The sequence below is a fragment of the Hyphomicrobium sp. genome, assembly GCF_047600905.1.
Classification (GTDB): Bacteria; Pseudomonadota; Alphaproteobacteria; order Rhizobiales; family Hyphomicrobiaceae; genus Hyphomicrobium_B.
The window spans coordinates 3,809,228-3,826,975 of the sequence record NZ_JASGKD010000001.1 but is presented as its reverse complement, the minus strand read 5'-3'; the positions used below and the strand labels follow the sequence as shown (position 1 = coordinate 3,826,975).

Here is a 17,748-nt window from a genome sequence, read left to right as displayed (position 1 = left end):
GAATTCCGGAGACGCATATCGCATGACGTCCGCCAAGCGCCCGACAAGCGCATTCGTCCTGGCAGCCGGAAAAGGCGAGCGCATGCGCCCGCTGACGAACTCAATCCCCAAGCCGCTCGTACCGCTGGGAGGCAAGCCCCTGATCGATCATGTGCTCGATCGCCTCTCGATCGCCGGCGTCAAGAAAGCGGTGGTCAACGTCCATTATCTCGCCGACAAGATCGAACAGCATCTGTCTCGGCGCACCGAACCGAAAATCATCTTCTCCGATGAGCGCAAGAAGCTGCTCGATACCGGCGGCGGCGTACGCAATGCGCTTGCGAAACTTGGACCCGAGCCGTTCATCATCCACAATTCGGATTCCGTCTGGATCGAAGGCCTCGGTTCGAAATCTTGATCGCCTGCTCGATGCCTGGGACGAGGCGACGATGGATAGCCTGATGCTGGTCGCGCCGCTCGCAGCCAGCATCGGATACGACGGCCTCGGCGATTTCCAGATGGATGCGAACGGGCGGCTAACTCGCCAATCCGGTCCGAGAATGGCGCCCTTCGTCTTCGCCGGTGTCTCGATCGCCCACCCGCGCTTGTTCGAGGGCGCGCCGGAAGGAGCGTTTTCGCTCAACACGCTTTGGGACCGCGCCATCGGAAATGGTCGTCTGCATGGTCTGCGCCTCGAGGGTATCTGGATGCATGTCGGCACGCCGCAGGCCCTCGCCGAAGCCGAGGCCGCGCTCACAGAACCACTGACCACGAGTTCCGATTGATGCCGCCGAACATCTTCACTTTGCCGCCGGGCGTACCGTTTCTCGAAGCCCTCGCGCGTGCCATCTTGAATGGGGACCTGCCGAAATCCGGCGGCCGCGCACCCGATATTCTTTCGCTGCCCAAGATCACGCTGCTGCTGCCGACCCGACGCGCCGCGCGCGCTGCACGGGAGGCTTTTCTCTCGGTCGCCAACGCACGCGCGCTGATCATGCCGCGCATCCAGCCGATTTCCCAGGGCGACGACGACGTATCGCTGATTTCGAACCTTCTGGAATTCGGCCTATCCGGCATCGAAGCGCTCGACCAACCCCCTGCCATTGATCCTCTCGACCGCACGCTTGTGCTGATGCAGTTGGTCGCCTATTGGCGCCAGACATTGGCAGCGACGTCTTCTCTTGCTGACGAAACCGCCTTGGGTTCGACGCCTGCGCAAGCCGCCCAACTCGCCATCGAACTCGCCAAATTGATGGACGACATCGAGCGCGAAAACGTCTCGCTGTCGGGCATACAGTCGCTCGTCCCCGAAACCTATTCCGAGCACTGGAAGAAAACCGTCGATTTCCTGAAGATCGTCACCGAGTTCTGGCCGAACCATCTCGCGGCCCATGGCCTCATCTCGGCCGAAGCCCGGCGCAATGCATCGATTCTCGCGGAAGCGGACAGAATCTCCAGGTTGCAGCCCGATGACGTCGTCATTGTCGCCGGCGTCACCGGATCGATCCCTGCGACCGTCGCATTGATGCGCGCGGTTGCCGCCCATGCGTCCGGCGCGATCGTCCTACCGGCACTTGACACATCGCTCGACGACAAGAGCTGGAACGCGATTACACCGAGCCATCCCGAACACCCACAGTTCGGTTTGAAGAAGCTGCTCGATAGTCTCGGCATCGCGCGCAAAGACGTGAGAGACTTGCCCGGAACCACGCTCGCAGCCGACCAGCGCGTCCGCGCGGCTTTCTTCAGCGAGGCCATGCGCCCTTCGGCAACCACCGATCTCTGGCATGATTTCACGAGCAACGCCGACCGGAACGAACTCTCAAACGCACTCTCCGCTGTTTCGCTCATCAAGGCGCCGTCCGCACAAGACGAAGCCGAAACGGTCGCCCTCATCCTGCGCGAGGCGATCGAAACGCCGGGACGCACCGCTGCTCTCGTTTCGCCGGACCGGCTGCTGGCGCGCCGCGTCGCGATCCGCCTTGAAGCCTGGGGTATCCGCGTCGATGATAGTGCCGGCCGCCCATTTGCGAAAACCGTCCCGGGCGCGTTCCTGGCGCTCGTCATCAACGCCGTCGTCAACGATTTTGCGCCGGCCGAAACGATGGCGCTGCTCCATCATCCCCTCTGCCGGATCGGCTTCAATGCCTTTGACATCCGCCGCTTTGCGCGCGCGCTCGAAATCAGCGCATTCCGCAGGCCTTATCTCGGCCGAGGCATCGCAGGCATCCTCGCCGCTCTCGATTATGCGGACCTCGATGAAGACTATCGCAAACATGCAGCCGCGGAGCGGCTTTGGCCCGAAGATACCAATGGTGCGCGCGCTCTTGTCCTCAAGATGGAAGAGGCTTTCAAACCGCTGACCGATCTATATGGCTCCGAAGCCAGCCACGCGCTTTTCGATCTCGCGCGCGCCCATGCCGCCGCTGCCGAAACGCTCGCCATGCTGCCTGCGGAAGAAACCGACCCGTTGAGCTCACAAAACCCGCTCTGGCAGGAAGACGCCGGAGAGACCGCGGCGCGCTTCTTCACCGATCTTCTGAAGTCTGAAACGCCGTTGCTCGAGATCGCCTCCAAAGATTACGCCGATCTCTATGCCACGCTTCTCGCCCGCGAAAACGTTAGAGAACACAAAGCCGTCCATCCCCGCGTCGCCATATGGGGTCCCTTCGAAGCCCGTCTGCAGCAACCCGACGTCCTGATCCTCGGATCGCTCAATGAAGGCACCTGGCCTGAAGCTGCCGAACCCGGCGCCTGGCTCAACCGGCCAATGCGCAATGAGTTGGGCCTTCCTTCGCCCGAAGAAGAAACCGGCCGCGCTGCACACGACTTCGTCTCCTTGCTCGGTGCCGAAACCGTTTATCTGACGCGCGCCGAAAAGATCAACGGCGTGCCGACCGTGCCTTCGCGCTGGCTGATGCGCATCAGTGCGCTGCTCAAAGGCATGAAACTCGAGTCCGTCCTCGAATCCGAAAAGCCTTGGCTCGCGTGGGCCCGTGCCCGCGATCTTATCGATCAATCGAAGCGCCAAGCCATTCAAGCGCCCGAACCGCGACCACCGCTCGATATGCGTCCGAGAAAAATGAGCGTGACCGAAATCGAACGCTGGACGAGCAACCCGTACGCCATTTTTGCTCGACACATTCTGGGCGTCAGCCCTCTGCCGGAGCTTGGAGCAGCACCTGATGCCAGCCTGCGCGGCGGTCTGGTGCATCAGGTCCTCTCCGATTTCACCAAGGAATTTCCGGCCGAACTTCCGCCCGATCCTGCTGCCGACCTCGAACGCATCGCCGCCGCCGCCCTCGAACGCTACACGGGTCATCCGCGCATCGCAGCCTTTTGGTTGCCACGCCTGAAGCGCTTCCTCGAATGGTTTGCTGCGACGGAGCCGACGCGGCGTGAAGGCATCCAGTCGATCATTGCCGAAACGTCCGGCCGCCTCGTACTCGATTTGAATGGCAAGCCCTTTACGCTCACAGCTCGAGCCGATCGGATCGACGACAAGGGATCGTCGATCATCATCACCGACTACAAAACGGGCGCAGCGCCAAGCGACGCCGCTGTCAAATCGGGACGATCGCCACAGCTCCCGCTCGAAGCTGCCATTGCAATGAGCAACACCGGATTCCCGAACCTCGCCGACCGCTCGGTCGAAGGCTTACGCTACATCCGCGCCTCCGGTAGCGAACCACCGGGCGAAGAACGACCCGTCAAGACCACCGATGTTGCTGCGCTCGCCGCCAACGCCCGCGCCGGCGTCGAACAGCTCATCGCGACATTCGACAACCCAGACACGCCTTATCGCGCCATCCGCCGCCCGGGGTATCACTACGATTATGACGCCTACGCGCATCTTGCGCGCGTCGCCGAATGGTCAGCCCATGTCGAGGACGAGGCATCGTCATGAACCTCGAAGTCAAAAAGACCTCGGTCGAAGCCATCCGGCAAACGACCAACGAACACCAGAGCGCCGCCTCGCATCCGCAAAATTCCGCTTGGGTCAACGCCAACGCCGGAACCGGCAAGACGCACGTCCTGACGCTTCGCGTTCTGCGCCTTCTGCTCGCTGGAACGCGCCCCGAGCGTATCCTCTGCCTCACCTTTACCAAGGCCGCCGCCGCACAGATGTCACAGCGCGTCTTCGATCGGCTTGCGGGCTGGGTGACGATGGAAGCGGCGACGTTGCGCGACGATCTTTCCAATGTCACCGGCGGGCCAGTATCGGATGATCTGATGGCATTCGCGCGGACATTGTTCGCACACGCCATCGAAACACCCGGCGGTTTGAAGGTTCAAACGATCCACGCATTCGCCGAACGGCTTTTGCAGCGTTTTCCACTCGAAGCCGGCGTACCGCCCGATTTCAAAATCCTTGACGATGTCGCAGCCGGAGACCTCAAGGCCGCCGCCATTCAGGCGACGCTCACGAAGGCGACGGGCGATCCGACCTCTCCCCTCGGTCGCGCGCTCGGCCACATTATCCGCTACGCCGCCGATTCACACTTCGATCAGCTGATCTCGAAAGCCGTCGAAGAGCGCAAATGGCTCGAGGCAACCGCGCCCGCCCAAACCAAAGCGCTGACCAACGAACTGTCCGCGATGGACGCCTTCCTACGCCGCCAGTTGAACATCCGCGCGAATATCGCAGAAGCCGATCTCCACGGCGAATGCGCGAGCGTCCTTTCGCTCGATGAGCTTCGCGAGCTGCGTGATATTCTGGCGAACGGCAAGAAGACGGACACCGACCACAGCGAGACACTCTCGGCAGCTCTGTCCGAAACGAACCATCGCCGCAAAAAAGAAATTCTCGCCGCATTTTTCCTGACCGGCAAAGATGAACTTCGCAAGTCGCTGATGACGAAGGGGCTCAGCGATGCCAACCCTGGCCTTCACGATCGCTGCCAACAGGCGCAAAAGAACTTCTTGCGGCTTACGCAGGAATTTCAGGCGCTGAAGCTCGTCGATGCGTCCCTAGCGCTTTATCAGATCGCAGGCGATGTGCTTCGCCGCTACGCAGCCGCCAGAGACACTGCTGGCGCGCTCGATTTCGACGACCTCATCCTGAAAACCCGAGATCTGCTGACCGGCAAGGCCGGTCAGGCGCAATGGGTGCTCTTCAAGCTCGACGGCGGTCTTGAACACATCCTCGTCGACGAAGCCCAGGACACGAGCCCCGAGCAATGGGCGATCATCTCCGAACTCGCACGCGAATTTTTTTCCGATGTCGGCGCCGGCGCCGCAACGCGCACGGTCTTTGCCGTTGGCGATGAAAAGCAATCGATCTATTCATTCCAAGGCGCGGCGCCGGAAATGTTCGCCAAAATGGGCCGCCAATTTGCCGAACTCGCGCAAAATTCCCAACGCCCATGGAAGCGCGTGCCGCTTACGCTCTCGTTCCGCACCGTCGCGCCGGTTCTCGCCGCCGTCGATCGTGTTTTTCTCAATTCGACGCGCACACCAGGTCTCACTGCAGGCGATGATAGTATCAACCACGTCGCAAATCGTATCGGCCATGCGGGCCTTGTCGAGATATGGGACACCGAAAAGCCCGAAGAGACCGCCGACGCCGATCCTTGGCAGCCGCTTTCGGACGGCAACGAGCGATCCTCCGCCCATCGCCTCGCTGAACGTATCGCCGACACCATTCAATCCTGGTTGGAAAACGGCGAACGCCTATCGTCCGAAAATCGGCCGATAACACCGGGCGACATTTTAATCTTGGTGCGGAAGCGCAATCCCTTCGCCGTGCCGATGGTCGCCGCCTTGAAACGCCGGTCCATCCCGGTCGCAGGCTCAGACCGGCTGAAGCTCATCGAGCAAATCGCCGTCCAGGATCTTCTCGTCCTTGGCGATTTCCTGACATTGCCCGAAGACGATCTTGCGCTCGCAACCGTTCTCAAAAGCCCGCTATTCGATTTCGATGATCACGACCTTCTCGATATCGCTTACGGCCGCGGACAACGGACGCTCTGGAAAGTCCTGATCGATAACGCCGCCGCGAAACCGAAATACGCGTTCGCCGCCGAGACGCTGAGGCGTTGGCGCACAAAAGCCGACTTCACGCCGCCATTCGAATTTTTCTCCGGCATCCTCGATCGCGACGGTATGCGTGAAAAAATGCTGAACCGTCTCGGGCCGGAAGCGGCCGACGTCATCGACGAGTTTTTGAGCATCGCGCTCTCCTACGATGAAAACGATCCGCCCTCGCTCACGCAATTTCTTTCCAAGCTTCGCGCGGCGGATCCCGAAGTAAAACGCGATATGGATCACGGCCGCGACGAGGTGCGCGTCATGACGGTCCACGGCGCCAAGGGGCTTGAGGCCCCGATCGTCTTCCTGCCCGACACCTGCACGACATCATCCGGCGAGGACGCCTCCTCCCGCCTTGTGAAGCTGAGCAATCTGCCACGCCCCGACAGCCTTCCCGAGCCGATTGTATGGGTCGTCAAGGGTACGTCGCGCGTTCCGGCCATCGCTGCCGCCCGAACCCGCAAAGAGGAACTCGATACGGAAGAACGCAACCGCCTCCTCTACGTCGCCATGACGCGCGCCAGGGACCGGCTCTATGTCGCTGGCTTCGAAACGAAGCGCGGCCGCGCGACCGGCTGCTGGTACGACCTTATGTCGGAAGCGCTTCTTCCGAGCATGACCGAAATCGTCGGTGACGACGGGCAGAAGATCTGGCGCACCGAAACGCCGCAAGTCGCGTCACCCGAAATCCCGAAGCATGAAAAGGGCACCGCACGCCAAGCTCTCACACGGCCCGAATTCGCGTCCGCGCGGGCACCTGCCGAACCGAAGCTGTCGGTGCCGCTCGCGCCCTCTCGCCTTGAACCTTATGCACCCGACGCCGAGGGCGAACCGGCAGCCCCTCCAAAGCGCGACGCCGCCATAAGCAACGACATCCCGTCACCGTTGGCTGTGGGGGGCGCAAATCGCTTTCTTCGCGGCACGATCACGCACGCGCTGCTTCAGCACATGCCGTCGATCGCAGAAGACCGGCGCGAGGAAATTGCACAGGCATTTGTCGACCGCCGCGGCGCCGTGCTGCCTGCTAAAGTTCGCACCAGCATCGTGAAGGAGACGCTTGCCGTTCTCCGCGATCCAGCCTTCGCAGCAATCTTCGGACCGCAAAGTGTCGCTGAAGCCCCACTCGCCGCCGTCATCCCCCATCCGTCCGGGACCGGCCCAGCGCTCAATCTCTCCGGCCAGATCGATCGCATTGCGATCACCGACAGTGAGGTTCTGATCATCGACTACAAAACCAACCGGCCGCCCCCGGTCGAGGTTCACCAGGTTGCAGACGCATATCTTTATCAACTCGCGGCTTACCGCCTCGCCCTGGGCGAAATCTATCCCGGCAAAGCTGTCCGGGCCGCCCTTCTCTGGACGGATGGCCCGCGACTCATGGAAATTCCTTCCAATATCCTCGACGCATACACCACCCGGCTTTGGAAGCTCGACTTGGGGAGCCTTGACGCCGTTTGAGGCAAACCCTACCTCTTGGATCGGTTTTTCTTATTGCGCGCTTAGCGGCAAACGGGTCGCACCGGCGAAAAACGACCCGGAAATGGAGCATAATCAATGTCTAACGCAGTGACAGATGCCAGCTTCGAAGCTGAAGTCCTGAAGTCCAGCGAGCCCGTTGTCGTCGACTTCCACGCCCAGTGGTGCGGCCCGTGCAAAGCCATGGCGCCGGCCCTCGATCAGGTCGCCAAGGAATTGGCCGGCAAGGTCAAGGTCGTTAAGGTCGACGTTGACGAGAACCCGCAGGTGACCGGCCATTACGGCATCCGTGCCATGCCGACGCTGCTGATCTTCAAGGGCGGCAAAGTCGCCGCTCAGCACACCGGCGCCATCGTCCAGAAGAAGAAGCTGGAAGACTGGATCAACTCAAGCGTCGCGGCTGCCGTCTGAGCCCGAGCCGAGTTCGAAATTCGAAATTGAAAAAGCCCCGCCTCGCCGCGGGGCTTTTTATTTTGTTCGTCTTCTAGGCCGAGATCTTGTCCGCGCTCGGCACCACGACAGCAAAGATATCGCTAAGTGCCGCAAGGCTCGCTTCATGAAGCTCTTTTGCCGAAACGGCACCGCCTGTCGCGGGATTGGGTAGCGATCGTGTCGCAGTGGCATTGCCGACGACCGTGGCGCGATAGCCGTGGTTGAAGGCGGCGCGTGCCGTCGAATTCACGCACACATGCGTCATGAACCCGGCGAGCGTCAGGTCCTCGACGCCAAGATCCTTGAGCAACGCGTCGAGGTTCGTCTTTTCGAAAGAGCTCGGATAGTTCTTCACAACGACCGGCTCGTCGGCGTTCGGCTTTACAATATCGGCAATTGCGCCGATGGGCGCCGTAACGTCGTAGGGTGAACCGGCACCCGCATCGTGCTGGATATGAATGACCGGCCGCCCGGCCTCACGATAGCGCTTCAACAGTGTTTGGCACTCGACCAGCGCCGGCTCGACGCCCTCGAGCTGCATCACGCCTTCCCGATACGTATTCTGGCAATCGATCAGGATCAGCGCTGAGCTGCCGATACTTGCTGGCGTATTCCCAAGGCCCGAAATATCGCGCAGCGTTTTTGATACCGCCATGACCGTTCCTCCCTCATTGCATGATTGTTATCGTTTATAGTGGAGGGTGCTCGACGCCTGTCGGTGGCGGCCCCATCGCATCGATTTCGTCATTTTCCGCATCGGTATAGATGCGCGAGCGCGTCAGAAAGCGAACGCCTTCCGGACTTTCGACCGAAAATCCTGATCCACGTCCCGGCACTACGTCGATGATCAGATGCGTATGCTGCCAATATTCAAACTGCGAGCGGCCCATGTAAAACGGCTGACCGCCAATCTCGCCCATGTAAACGTCCTGAGCGCCGACTTTGAATTCGCCGCGTGGATAGCACATCGGTGCGCTGCCATCGCAGCAGCCGCCCGACTGATGGAATAGCAGCGGCCCATGGATTCCGACCAGCTTGTTGATGAGTTCGGACGCGGCAGTCGTGCAAGAGACGCGAGACGCCTTCGTCCTTTGCTTTTCTTGGCTTTCGATGGTCATTGATTTCCTCCGCGGGAATTCAGGCTTTTATTCTATTCGTGCTCTTCCGGCGCGTGCGCGCAGATCTCGCCCGCGATTGGCGTTAGCGTAAAACGTAGGCCGGGCGCCGCCGCTATAGAGAATCCAATGGCAGGTCCCGCCGCGACATCCAAGATATAGGATTTCGCACGGCAGGAGACACTACCTTCGCGATCCTCCATCTCATAAATCGGAACGCCTTCGACCTCGCCGAGCAGGTGGTCACGTGCTCCAAGCCGCAACGCATGTACCGGCAGGCAGATCGGGAATTGACGCCCACCAACACGGCCTCCGCTCGTGTGAAACATGAGCGGCCCGTGCTCCGCGCCAACGCGAGCCAACGCGGCTCGGGCTTCGGGGGTGGCGGAGATTTCCACTGGCGTCATTCCAACCTCGCATCATCGCGCCGGGGCCAATATGCACGTCCGCGGCTTTCAGAATAAGAGGGAAACGAAAGCGGGGCGCTTCCGTTGCCGGAATGCGCCCCGCTAAACCTCTCAACGGTCCGAAGCTCAGAAGAAGCCGAGCGCCTTCGGGCTGTAGCTTACCAGCAGGTTCTTCGTCTGCTGATAGTGATCGAGCATCATCTTGTGCGTCTCACGGCCGATGCCCGACATTTTGTAGCCACCGAACGCGGCATGCGCCGGATAGGCGTGGTAGCAGTTGGTCCACACGCGGCCCGCCTGAATGCCCCGGCCCATACGATAAGCGCGCGTGCCGTTGCGGGTCCACACGCCCGAGCCCAAGCCGTAGAGCGTATCGTTTGCAATCGCGAGCGCTTCGGCATCGTCTTCGAAGGTCGTGACCGACACGACCGGTCCGAAGATTTCCTCCTGGAACACGCGCATCTTGTTGTGGCCTTCGAGAACCGTCGGCTCGACATAGTAGCCGCCCGCAAGCTCGCCGCTGAGGTTTGCACGACGGCCGCCTGTCAACACGCGCGCGCCTTCGCCCTTGCCGATTTCGATGTAGCTCAGGATCTTTTCGAGCTGATCGTTCGAAGCCTGCGCACCGATCATCGTCGAAGCGTCCATCGGGTGGCCCTGCTTGATCTTCACGACGCGCTCAAGCGCCCGCGCCATGAACTTCTCGTAGATCGAACGCTGGATCAGCGCACGGCTCGGGCAGGTGCAGACTTCGCCCTGGTTCAGCGCGAACATGGTGAAGCCTTCAAGGCACTTATCGAAATATTCGTCGTCGGCGTCCATGACGTCGGCGAAGAAGATGTTCGGCGATTTGCCGCCGAGTTCGAGCGTGCAGGGAATGATGTTTTCCGAAGCGTACTGCATGATGAGGCGGCCGGTCGTCGTCTCACCGGTGAAGGCGATCTTGGCGATACGCTTGTTCTGCGCGAGCGGCTTGCCGGCTTCGACGCCGAAGCCGTTGACGACGTTGATGACGCCTTCCGGAAGAAGATCGCCAATGATGTCCATCAGAACCATGATCGACATCGGTGTCTGCTCGGCCGGTTTCAGCACGATGCAGTTGCCGGCGGCGAGCGCGGGAGCAAGCTTCCACACCGCCATCAGCAGCGGGAAGTTCCACGGAATGATCTGACCGACGACGCCAAGCGGCTCGTGGAAGTGATAGGCAACCGTATCGTGGTCGATCTCGCAGATCGAACCTTCCTGAGCCCGGACGCAGCCAGCAAAATAACGGAAATGATCGATTGCCAGCGGAAGGTCTGCGTGTGTCGTCTCGCGGATCGGCTTGCCGTTGTCGATCGTTTCGACGAGGGCCAGAACGTCGAGATTTTCTTCCATGCGGTTCGCGATTTTCGCGAGAACGCGGGCACGAGCGGCAGGCGAGGTATTGCCCCAGGCTTCGCGAGCCTTGTGAGCGGCATCAAGCGCCAGTTCGATATCTTCCGCGGTCGAGCGGGCGATTTCGCACACTTGCTGCCCGGTGATCGGCGTCACGTTGGAGAAGTACTGGCCGCGCACCGGCGCCACCCATTTGCCGCCAATGAAGTTGTCATAGCGCGACTTGATGATCTGCCGGCCTTTCAGCTTGTCCATTGCTACATGCTGCATCGTAATTTCCTCCGGATTGACGCCTGATGGGCGATCTTCTTTGCTTGATGGTGTGTTTCTACCGCGCGCGGGCTTCGGGTCCAAGTGCTCCGCTTTTGAGGGTTATCTCAGGCAGGTATGCAATTTGCGAATTGCACCCCGATATAGCCGCGCCAACGTAGCGTATTTTGTGGCTTTTCGAACCCCAGAAAAGCTCCAACTTTAGAAGGCAAGCTTTGACCTGAAGCAAACCCGGCCTTACCACCCCCGAAGGGCTCATTCGATATTCTGTTGGAGGGCGAGAACGTGTCCGGCAAGATAAAGTGACCCGCAGATAAGCACCCGCTTTGGCCCTGGCGGCAGCTCCCGGATCGTGTGCAGCGCATCAATCACGTTTTTGCGATCGAGTGCCTGAATGCCCGCGCCACGCGCCACTTCCGCGAGATCCTCCTGGCTGTGCGGAGCCTCATGCGCTCCGGGGATCGGTACCGTATAAATTGCGCGTACGAGCCCCCGGAACGGCGCCAGAAAGCCGAGAGCATCCTTGCCGCCCATCATGCCGACGACGAGATAGACCGGCTTGGGCGATTTCTCATCCAGCGCCGCGAGCGTATCGGCGAGCATATCTCCGGCCGCCGGATTGTGACCCCCGTCGAGCCAGAGCTCAGCCTCATCCCCCAGGATATCAGGGAGCGGCCCTGACGTCAGACGCTGCATACGGGCTGGCCACTCGACCGTGCGCAATCCCGCCTCGATCGCCTGCTCGTCGACGGCAAGCGCGGGCACTCGTTCGCCCAGAATGAGAGCAGCGACGACCGCGGTCCCCGCATTAACGATCTGATGTCGGCCGATGAGCGCCGGAAGAGGCAGATCGAGAAGCCTGTCTTCACGTTGCACGACCAGACGTCCGGCTTGCTCATAAGCCTCATAGTCTCGGCCCCAGACGGTTAACGGCGCATCGACGGCACGGGCGCGCGCCTCGAGCACTGCCAAAACGTCGTTTGTCTGCTGCGAAATGATTCCTGGAACGCGGCGCTTCAGAATACCGGCCTTCTCGAAAGCGATCTTGCCAAGCGTCGGCCCAAGCTTCTCGGCATGATCCATTGAAATCGGCGTGATGACCGTCAGCGCCGGATCGCCGATCACATTCGTCGCGTCGAGCCTGCCGCCGAGCCCGACTTCGAGGATCAGAACATCGGCCGGCCGCTCGGAAAACGCCAGAAACGCCGCCGCCGTCGTGATCTCGAACTGGGTGATGTTGTCGCCGTCATTGACAGCATGCACGCGCGTCAAAACATCGACCAGGAAATCTTCGTCGATCGCGTGCGCGCGCCCGTCGTCGCCGGCAAGCGCGATGCGCTCGTGAAACCGGACGAGATGCGGCGATGTATAAACGTGCGCCCGCTTTCCCGACGCTTCGGTGAAAGCCCTGAGGTACGCCGTCACCGACCCCTTGCCGTTCGTCCCCGCCACATGCACGACAGGAGGAAGTTTCTTTTCCGGATGTCCGAGCTTCGCCAGCAATCGCTCGACGCGCCCGAGCGACAGATCGATCAGCTTCGGATGCAAAAGCATCATGTCGGCGAGGAGCGCGTCGCTGGTCCGCCGTGTCGTTGACGAGATCATACTTGTGCGCACCCACGAGGATGATTTTATGGAAAGCCGTTAGGCGCTGCGCGGCGCGTCTTTCTGCGATCCGGATGGTCCCGCGTCGTCGCGCTTCGGCCGATCCGCCTTGCCGGGATCAAAACGCTGGCTGTTCGGCACCGCCTCGGGCTCGATCACGCCGCCCGTCTCGCGGGCGGCCAACTCGATGACATTCCCGTCAACGGACGAACCGTTGACGTAGGGCTTGCCGTTCATCTTGCGCTTGTCTTTCGATACCGAAGCGCCGACGCCGCTCATCAGCAAGCGGCACAGGCGTGCCAGCGTCTCGCGAAGCTGATGACGATGCACGACCATGTCGACCATGCCGTGCGAAAGAAGGTATTCGGCGCGCTGGAACCCGTCGGGCAGCTGCTCACGGATCGTCTGCTGAATGACCCGCGGGCCGGCAAAGCAGATCAACGCGCCAGGTTCTGCGATATGGATGTCGCCGAGCATCGCGTACGACGCCGTGACGCCGCCCGTCGTCGGATCGGTCAACACGACGATATAGGGAAGGTGATTATCCCTGAGACGCTGCACGGCAATCGTCGTGCGCGGCATCTGCATCAGCGACAGGATGCCTTCCTGCATCCGCGCGCCGCCAGACGCCGCGAACAGAATGAAGGGGGTCTTGAGTTCCACCGCACGCAGCATTCCAGCGATGATCGCTTCGCCCGCCGCCATGCCGAGCGAACCCGCCATGAAGCGGAAGTCCTGAGCAGCTGCAACGATAGGAAGCCCCTCAAGCTGGCCCTCGCCGACGAGAACGGCATCCTCGAGCTTGGTCGAAACCTTGGCGTCCTTCAGACGATCCGTGTACTTGCGGCCATCGCGGAATTTCAGCGGATCCTGCGGCACGGACGGAACGGCAACGGTGCGGTACTCACCACCGTCGAACAGATGCTGCAGCCGCTGCTGCGAATCCATACGCATATGGTAATTCGAGCCCGGCACCACGAACTGGTTCGCCTCGAGATCTTTGTAAAAGACCATCTGGCCAAACTCTGGGCATTTCACCCAGAGATTGTCTGGAACCTCGCGCTTCGTCGCCGTCGATAGAAGCCCGCTGATCTTCGGGCGAACGACGTTATTGATCCAATTCACGTCCCGATGGCTCCTCGTAAGCCGCTGCACGATGCGCCTGCCGCGTCAACGCGCGGGCACATTGGCATTCCTTTTCACCGCCCGCCCATTCTATCAACGCCTCGCGGTGAACCGGCGCCGGTGCACCAGCGGAAAATGGGTGCGCGGAAGGCCGTATCCAATAGAGCTTATCGGGCAAAAGCGCTAGTCGGCCCGTAGTGCCGAGCTTAATTCACGCACCAGTTCCGTGACGCCCTTGCGCGTCGACGCAGTCGCCTGACCCTTTGATCCTAAAGACTTTTCTATGGCGGACACGATCGCCGAGCCGACCACGACGCCGTCGGCACCCTTGCCGATCGCCCGTGCCTGCTCGCCGGTCCGCACACCAAAGCCAACAACGACTGGCAACGGCGTTTCGCCCTTGATCCTTTTCACTTGATTATGAACATCGTTCACAACCGGGGCAGCGGCACCGGTGATGCCTGTGATGGAGACGTAGTAAACGAAGCCCGACGTATTGCGCAAAACCGCCGGAAGCCGGCCCTCGTCGGTCGTCGGGGTCGCCAATCGGATGAAATTGAGCCCGGCTTTGAGCGCCGGCAGGCATAATTCGTCATCCGCCTCCGGCGGCACATCGACCACGATCAAGCCGTCGACCCCGGCGGCCTTCGCATCCTGGATGAAGCGCTCGTTGCCATAGACGTAGATCGGATTGTAGTAGCCCATCAGGACGATCGGCGTGACGTCGTCATGGGCGCGGAAATCGCGCACCACTTCGAGCGTCTTGATCATGTTCTGCCCGGCCTTGAGAGCCCGCTGCGACGACGCCTGGATGGCCGGACCATCAGCCATCGGATCGGAGAACGGCATGCCGAGTTCGATGATATCGGCACCCGCTTTGACAAGGTCGACAAGAATCCCCTTGCTCGTCTCGATATCGGGATCCCCCGCTGTCACGAACGTGATCAGCGCCTTGCGTTTCTCTTTCTTCAACTCCGCAAAGCGTGCGTCGATGCGTGTCTGGTGCTTGGTCATCGTCAGATCTTCATTCCCAGATGCTTCGCGACGGTGGCGAGATCCTTGTCGCCACGGCCGGAGATATTGACGACGATCAGGTGATCCTTCGGCAAGGTCGGCGCGAGCTTCATGACATGCGCCAGTGCGTGGCTCGAACTCGAGCGCCGGAATGATGCCTTCGAGCCGCGTGCAGAATTGCAGAGCTTCGAGCGCTTCCGTGTCGGTCGCCGGGACGTACGTGACGCGGCCGATATCCTTCAGCCAAGAATGCTCCGGCCCGACGCCGGGATAATCGAGACCTGCCGAGATCGAGTGCCCCTCGAGAATCTGTCCGTCGCTGTCTTGCAGCAAATAGGTGCGATTGCCGTGCAGAACGCCCGGCGAGCCGCCCGTCATCGACGCTGCATGGCCGTTCTCGACATCGATCCCGTGCCCGCCCGCCTCGATGCCGTAGATCGTTACCTCTTTATCGTCGAGGAACGGATGGAAGATCCCGATGGCGTTCGAACCGCCGCCGATGCAAGCAACCAGCGTATCCGGTAGCCGCCCCTCCGCCTCCATCATCTGCTCGCGCACTTCGCGGCCGATGATCGACTGAAAATCACGTACCATCGCCGGATAAGGATGCGGACCCGCGGCCGTGCCTATGAGATAATAGGTGTCGCGAACGTTCGTCACCCAATCGCGCAGCGCTTCGTTCATCGCATCTTTCAGCGTGCCCGCGCCCGACGTCACCGGATTGAGCTTCGCACCAAGCAGCGCCATGCGCGCAACGTTGGGGGCCTGCCGCTCGACGTCCGTCGCGCCCATGTAGATTTCGCACGGCATGCCGTACTTCGCACACACCGTCGCAACCGCGACGCCGTGCTGCCCTGCGCCCGTTTCTGCGATGATGCGCGTCTTGCCCATGCGGCGCGCCAACAGGATCTGCCCGAGGCAATTGTTGATCTTGTGCGAGCCGGTGTGATTGAGCTCCTCGCGCTTGAAATAGATCTTTGCGCCGCCGAGCTCCGCTGTCATGCGCGCGGCGTGATAGAGCGGGCTCGGCCGGCCCGCGTAATGCAGATTGAGCCCATCAAGTTCGCGCTGGAATTCGGGATCTGCCTTCGCAGCCTCATACGCCCGCTCGAGATCGAGGATCAGCGGCATCAAGGTTTCGGCGACGAAGCGTCCGCCGAAAATGCCGAAGAAGCCCCGATCATCTGGACCGGTCGCAAAACTGTTGAGAGGGGCTTCCGCCGCCTTTTTTGATTTGGTCGCCATTCTGATCGCCGTCAAGGCCTCTCTGTACCTCATTCCCACGAGTGGGGAGAGGAAACTTCTCTAGGTTTGCTTACCGGTCTTTGCCGCCTGAAGAAAGCGACGGATCCGATCGGGATCCTTTACGCCTGGCGCCATCTCGACACCCGAAGAAACATCGACCGCAATCGGTCGTGTCCGCGCGATTGCTTCCACGACGTTGTCGGAATCGAGACCACCTGAAAGCATGAAAGCCAGCTTTTCCGAAACGCCGTCGAGCGCCCCCCAATCGAATACCCTGCCGTTGCCGCCGGGCAAATCCGCATCCGGCGACGCTTTGGCGTCAAAAAGAATGAGATCCGCCGCACCAGCATAGGCTGCCGCTTTTTCCACGTCTGCGGCGGTCGCAACCGGAACGGCCTTGATAACGGTCCGCTTGAACTTGCGTTTGATGTCCGCAACTCGCGCAGGCGGCTCGCTGCCGTGGAGTTGCAGGGCGTCCGGCGCCACTTCGTCGACGATTTCTTGCAGGACGTCATCGCTGGCATCGACCGTCAGCGCCACTGTCTTGACGCGGCCGCGGGCGCGGTCGGCCAATTCCTTCGCGCGTGCGATCCCGATATGGCGGGGGCTCTTGGAAAAAAACACGAAGCCTACGTAGTCGGCGCCGCCATTAATGGCTGCATCCAACGCTTCAGGCGTCGTGATCCCGCAGATTTTTGCACCAATGCTCATCGAGCTTCATGAGTTACGCCGTCGGATTACCAGTGAGGCGGCGGCTTTGCCAGCGTCTCAGTGCGATGAAGGTCCATACCCCTTCGACCAACCCAAACGGCCATGCCCCCTGTAGAAACCCGTAAAGCGAGCCCATTGCGCAGGCGACGGCAAATCCGAGGATGCACCAGGGACTGCTTTCCTCGAAAGTGTAAAACAGAAGCATGAGGCTGACGGCGACAAGGCCGAACAGCGTCAGCGCATCGAAGGTCATGGAAAGTCCCGTACACTTACCGGCTGGAGATTGCCAACGCTTGAGTTGACGCAGCGTCTGCCGTTTCGCGCTCGCGCGCCAGACGATCAGCCTCCGCTTGCCACCGGGCTGCCCGACGGCCCTGCGTCCGCGCCGTCTGACGCCATCGGCTTTGTCCCATCCACGTGGCGACGCCACCGAGAACAACGCCAAGAACCAGCGCGGCTAGCAGATAGATGTAGAACGGTAATTCGATCGAGAGTGCCGGCGTTTCCGGACGAAACGGATCGAGGATCAGATCGACAGGCTGGCGATTGGAAACCGCAATCGCAATGAGCAGAATGCCGATAGGAAAGCCGATAACCAGCGACAGAATACGCCTGAACATGCTGAACCTCACTTCGGCTTTCAGCCGGCGGCCAGTGCTGCGACTAATGCTGGCCGTTGAGTTTATTTAGCCGATCGCGCAGCTCTTTGCCGGTCTTGAAGAAAGGCACGAACTTCTCGGCCACCGCGACCGTCGATCCCGTGCGCGGATTTCTTCCCTGTCGCGACGCCCGATGTTTCACGGTAAAGGCGCCGAAACCACGAAGCTCGACCCGATCGCCCCGCGACAAAGCGTCAACGATCTCATCGAAAATGACATTCACGATGCGCTCGACATCTCGATGGTAAAGATGAGGATTGGCAGTCGCGATTTTTTGCACGAGCTCTGATTTGATCACGTTTC

The 17,748-nt window shown here is 60.8% G+C and carries 14 protein-coding genes and 2 pseudogenes; 4 read left to right on the top strand and 12 right to left on the bottom strand.

Annotated elements, in window-relative coordinates:
* Positions 1–22 precede the first annotated feature (22 nt).
* The 4 genes and pseudogenes from QM780_RS18305 (at position 23) to trxA (ending at position 7,896) form a co-directional block, all read left to right on the top strand.
* A pseudogene (locus QM780_RS18305) lies at positions 23–764 on the top strand (nucleotidyltransferase family protein).
* Positions 764–3,886, top strand: a complete 3,123-nt coding sequence (addB, locus tag QM780_RS18300; RefSeq protein ID WP_415071855.1) for a double-strand break repair protein AddB — start codon at positions 764–766, stop codon at positions 3,884–3,886. The pseudogene QM780_RS18305 and the gene addB overlap by 1 nt, the downstream one beginning before the upstream one ends.
* Positions 3,883–7,467 carry a double-strand break repair helicase AddA gene (gene addA / locus QM780_RS18295; RefSeq protein ID WP_415071854.1) on the top strand — a complete coding sequence of 1,195 codons (3,585 nt, stop codon included), beginning with the start codon at positions 3,883–3,885 and terminating at the stop codon, positions 7,465–7,467. The genes addB and addA overlap by 4 nt, the downstream gene beginning before the upstream one ends.
* A gap of 96 nt (positions 7,468–7,563) precedes the next feature.
* A complete protein-coding gene (gene trxA / locus QM780_RS18290) occupies positions 7,564–7,896 on the top strand; it encodes a thioredoxin (RefSeq protein ID WP_415071853.1) in 333 nt (110 codons plus the stop codon).
* A 73-nt stretch (positions 7,897–7,969) separates the two neighbouring features.
* On the opposite strand, the gene QM780_RS18285 is transcribed toward trxA, so the two are convergent.
* From QM780_RS18285 to ihfB, 12 genes and pseudogenes are all read right to left on the bottom strand, one after another.
* Complete coding sequence (locus tag QM780_RS18285) at positions 7,970–8,572, bottom strand: cysteine hydrolase family protein (RefSeq protein ID WP_415071852.1); 603 nt, start codon at positions 8,570–8,572, stop codon at positions 7,970–7,972.
* Positions 8,573–8,606: 34 nt separating this feature from the next.
* Positions 8,607–9,035, bottom strand: coding sequence for a DUF779 domain-containing protein (locus QM780_RS18280; protein WP_415071851.1), 429 nt, complete (start codon positions 9,033–9,035; stop codon positions 8,607–8,609).
* 32 nt (positions 9,036–9,067) lie between these two features.
* The gene (locus QM780_RS18275; RefSeq protein ID WP_415071850.1) at positions 9,068–9,439 is read right to left on the bottom strand and encodes a DUF779 domain-containing protein; all 372 of its coding nucleotides are present in this window, start codon (positions 9,437–9,439) and stop codon (positions 9,068–9,070) included.
* Positions 9,440–9,565: 126 nt separating this feature from the next.
* A complete protein-coding gene (gene adh, locus QM780_RS18270) occupies positions 9,566–11,086 on the bottom strand; it encodes an aldehyde dehydrogenase (protein ID WP_415071849.1) in 1,521 nt (506 codons plus the stop codon).
* Between the two features lie 255 nt (positions 11,087–11,341).
* On the bottom strand, positions 11,342–12,691 hold the full coding sequence (locus tag QM780_RS18265) for a bifunctional folylpolyglutamate synthase/dihydrofolate synthase (RefSeq protein ID WP_415071848.1): 1,350 nt from the start codon (positions 12,689–12,691) through the stop codon (positions 11,342–11,344).
* 39 nt (positions 12,692–12,730) lie between these two features.
* On the bottom strand, positions 12,731–13,816 hold the full coding sequence (accD, locus tag QM780_RS18260) for an acetyl-CoA carboxylase, carboxyltransferase subunit beta (protein WP_415071847.1): 1,086 nt from the start codon (positions 13,814–13,816) through the stop codon (positions 12,731–12,733).
* A 183-nt stretch (positions 13,817–13,999) separates the two neighbouring features.
* On the bottom strand, positions 14,000–14,830 hold the full coding sequence (gene trpA / locus QM780_RS18255; protein WP_415071846.1) for a tryptophan synthase subunit alpha: 831 nt from the start codon (positions 14,828–14,830) through the stop codon (positions 14,000–14,002).
* Between the two features lie 2 nt (positions 14,831–14,832).
* Positions 14,833–16,075, bottom strand: a pseudogene (trpB, locus tag QM780_RS18250) (tryptophan synthase subunit beta).
* 60 nt (positions 16,076–16,135) lie between these two features.
* Positions 16,136–16,786 (bottom strand): phosphoribosylanthranilate isomerase, encoded by a 651-nt coding sequence (locus QM780_RS18245; RefSeq protein ID WP_415071845.1) that lies wholly within the window; start codon positions 16,784–16,786, stop codon positions 16,136–16,138.
* A gap of 13 nt (positions 16,787–16,799) precedes the next feature.
* On the bottom strand, positions 16,800–17,039 hold the full coding sequence (locus QM780_RS18240; protein WP_415071844.1) for a hypothetical protein: 240 nt from the start codon (positions 17,037–17,039) through the stop codon (positions 16,800–16,802).
* Between the two features lie 16 nt (positions 17,040–17,055).
* Positions 17,056–17,406 carry a hypothetical protein gene (locus tag QM780_RS18235; RefSeq protein WP_415071843.1) on the bottom strand — a complete coding sequence of 117 codons (351 nt, stop codon included), beginning with the start codon at positions 17,404–17,406 and terminating at the stop codon, positions 17,056–17,058.
* A 43-nt stretch (positions 17,407–17,449) separates the two neighbouring features.
* Positions 17,450–17,743: an integration host factor subunit beta gene (gene ihfB / locus QM780_RS18230; RefSeq protein WP_415071842.1), complete on the bottom strand. Its 294-nt coding sequence runs from the start codon at positions 17,741–17,743 to the stop codon at positions 17,450–17,452.
* Positions 17,744–17,748: the final 5 nt, after the last annotated feature.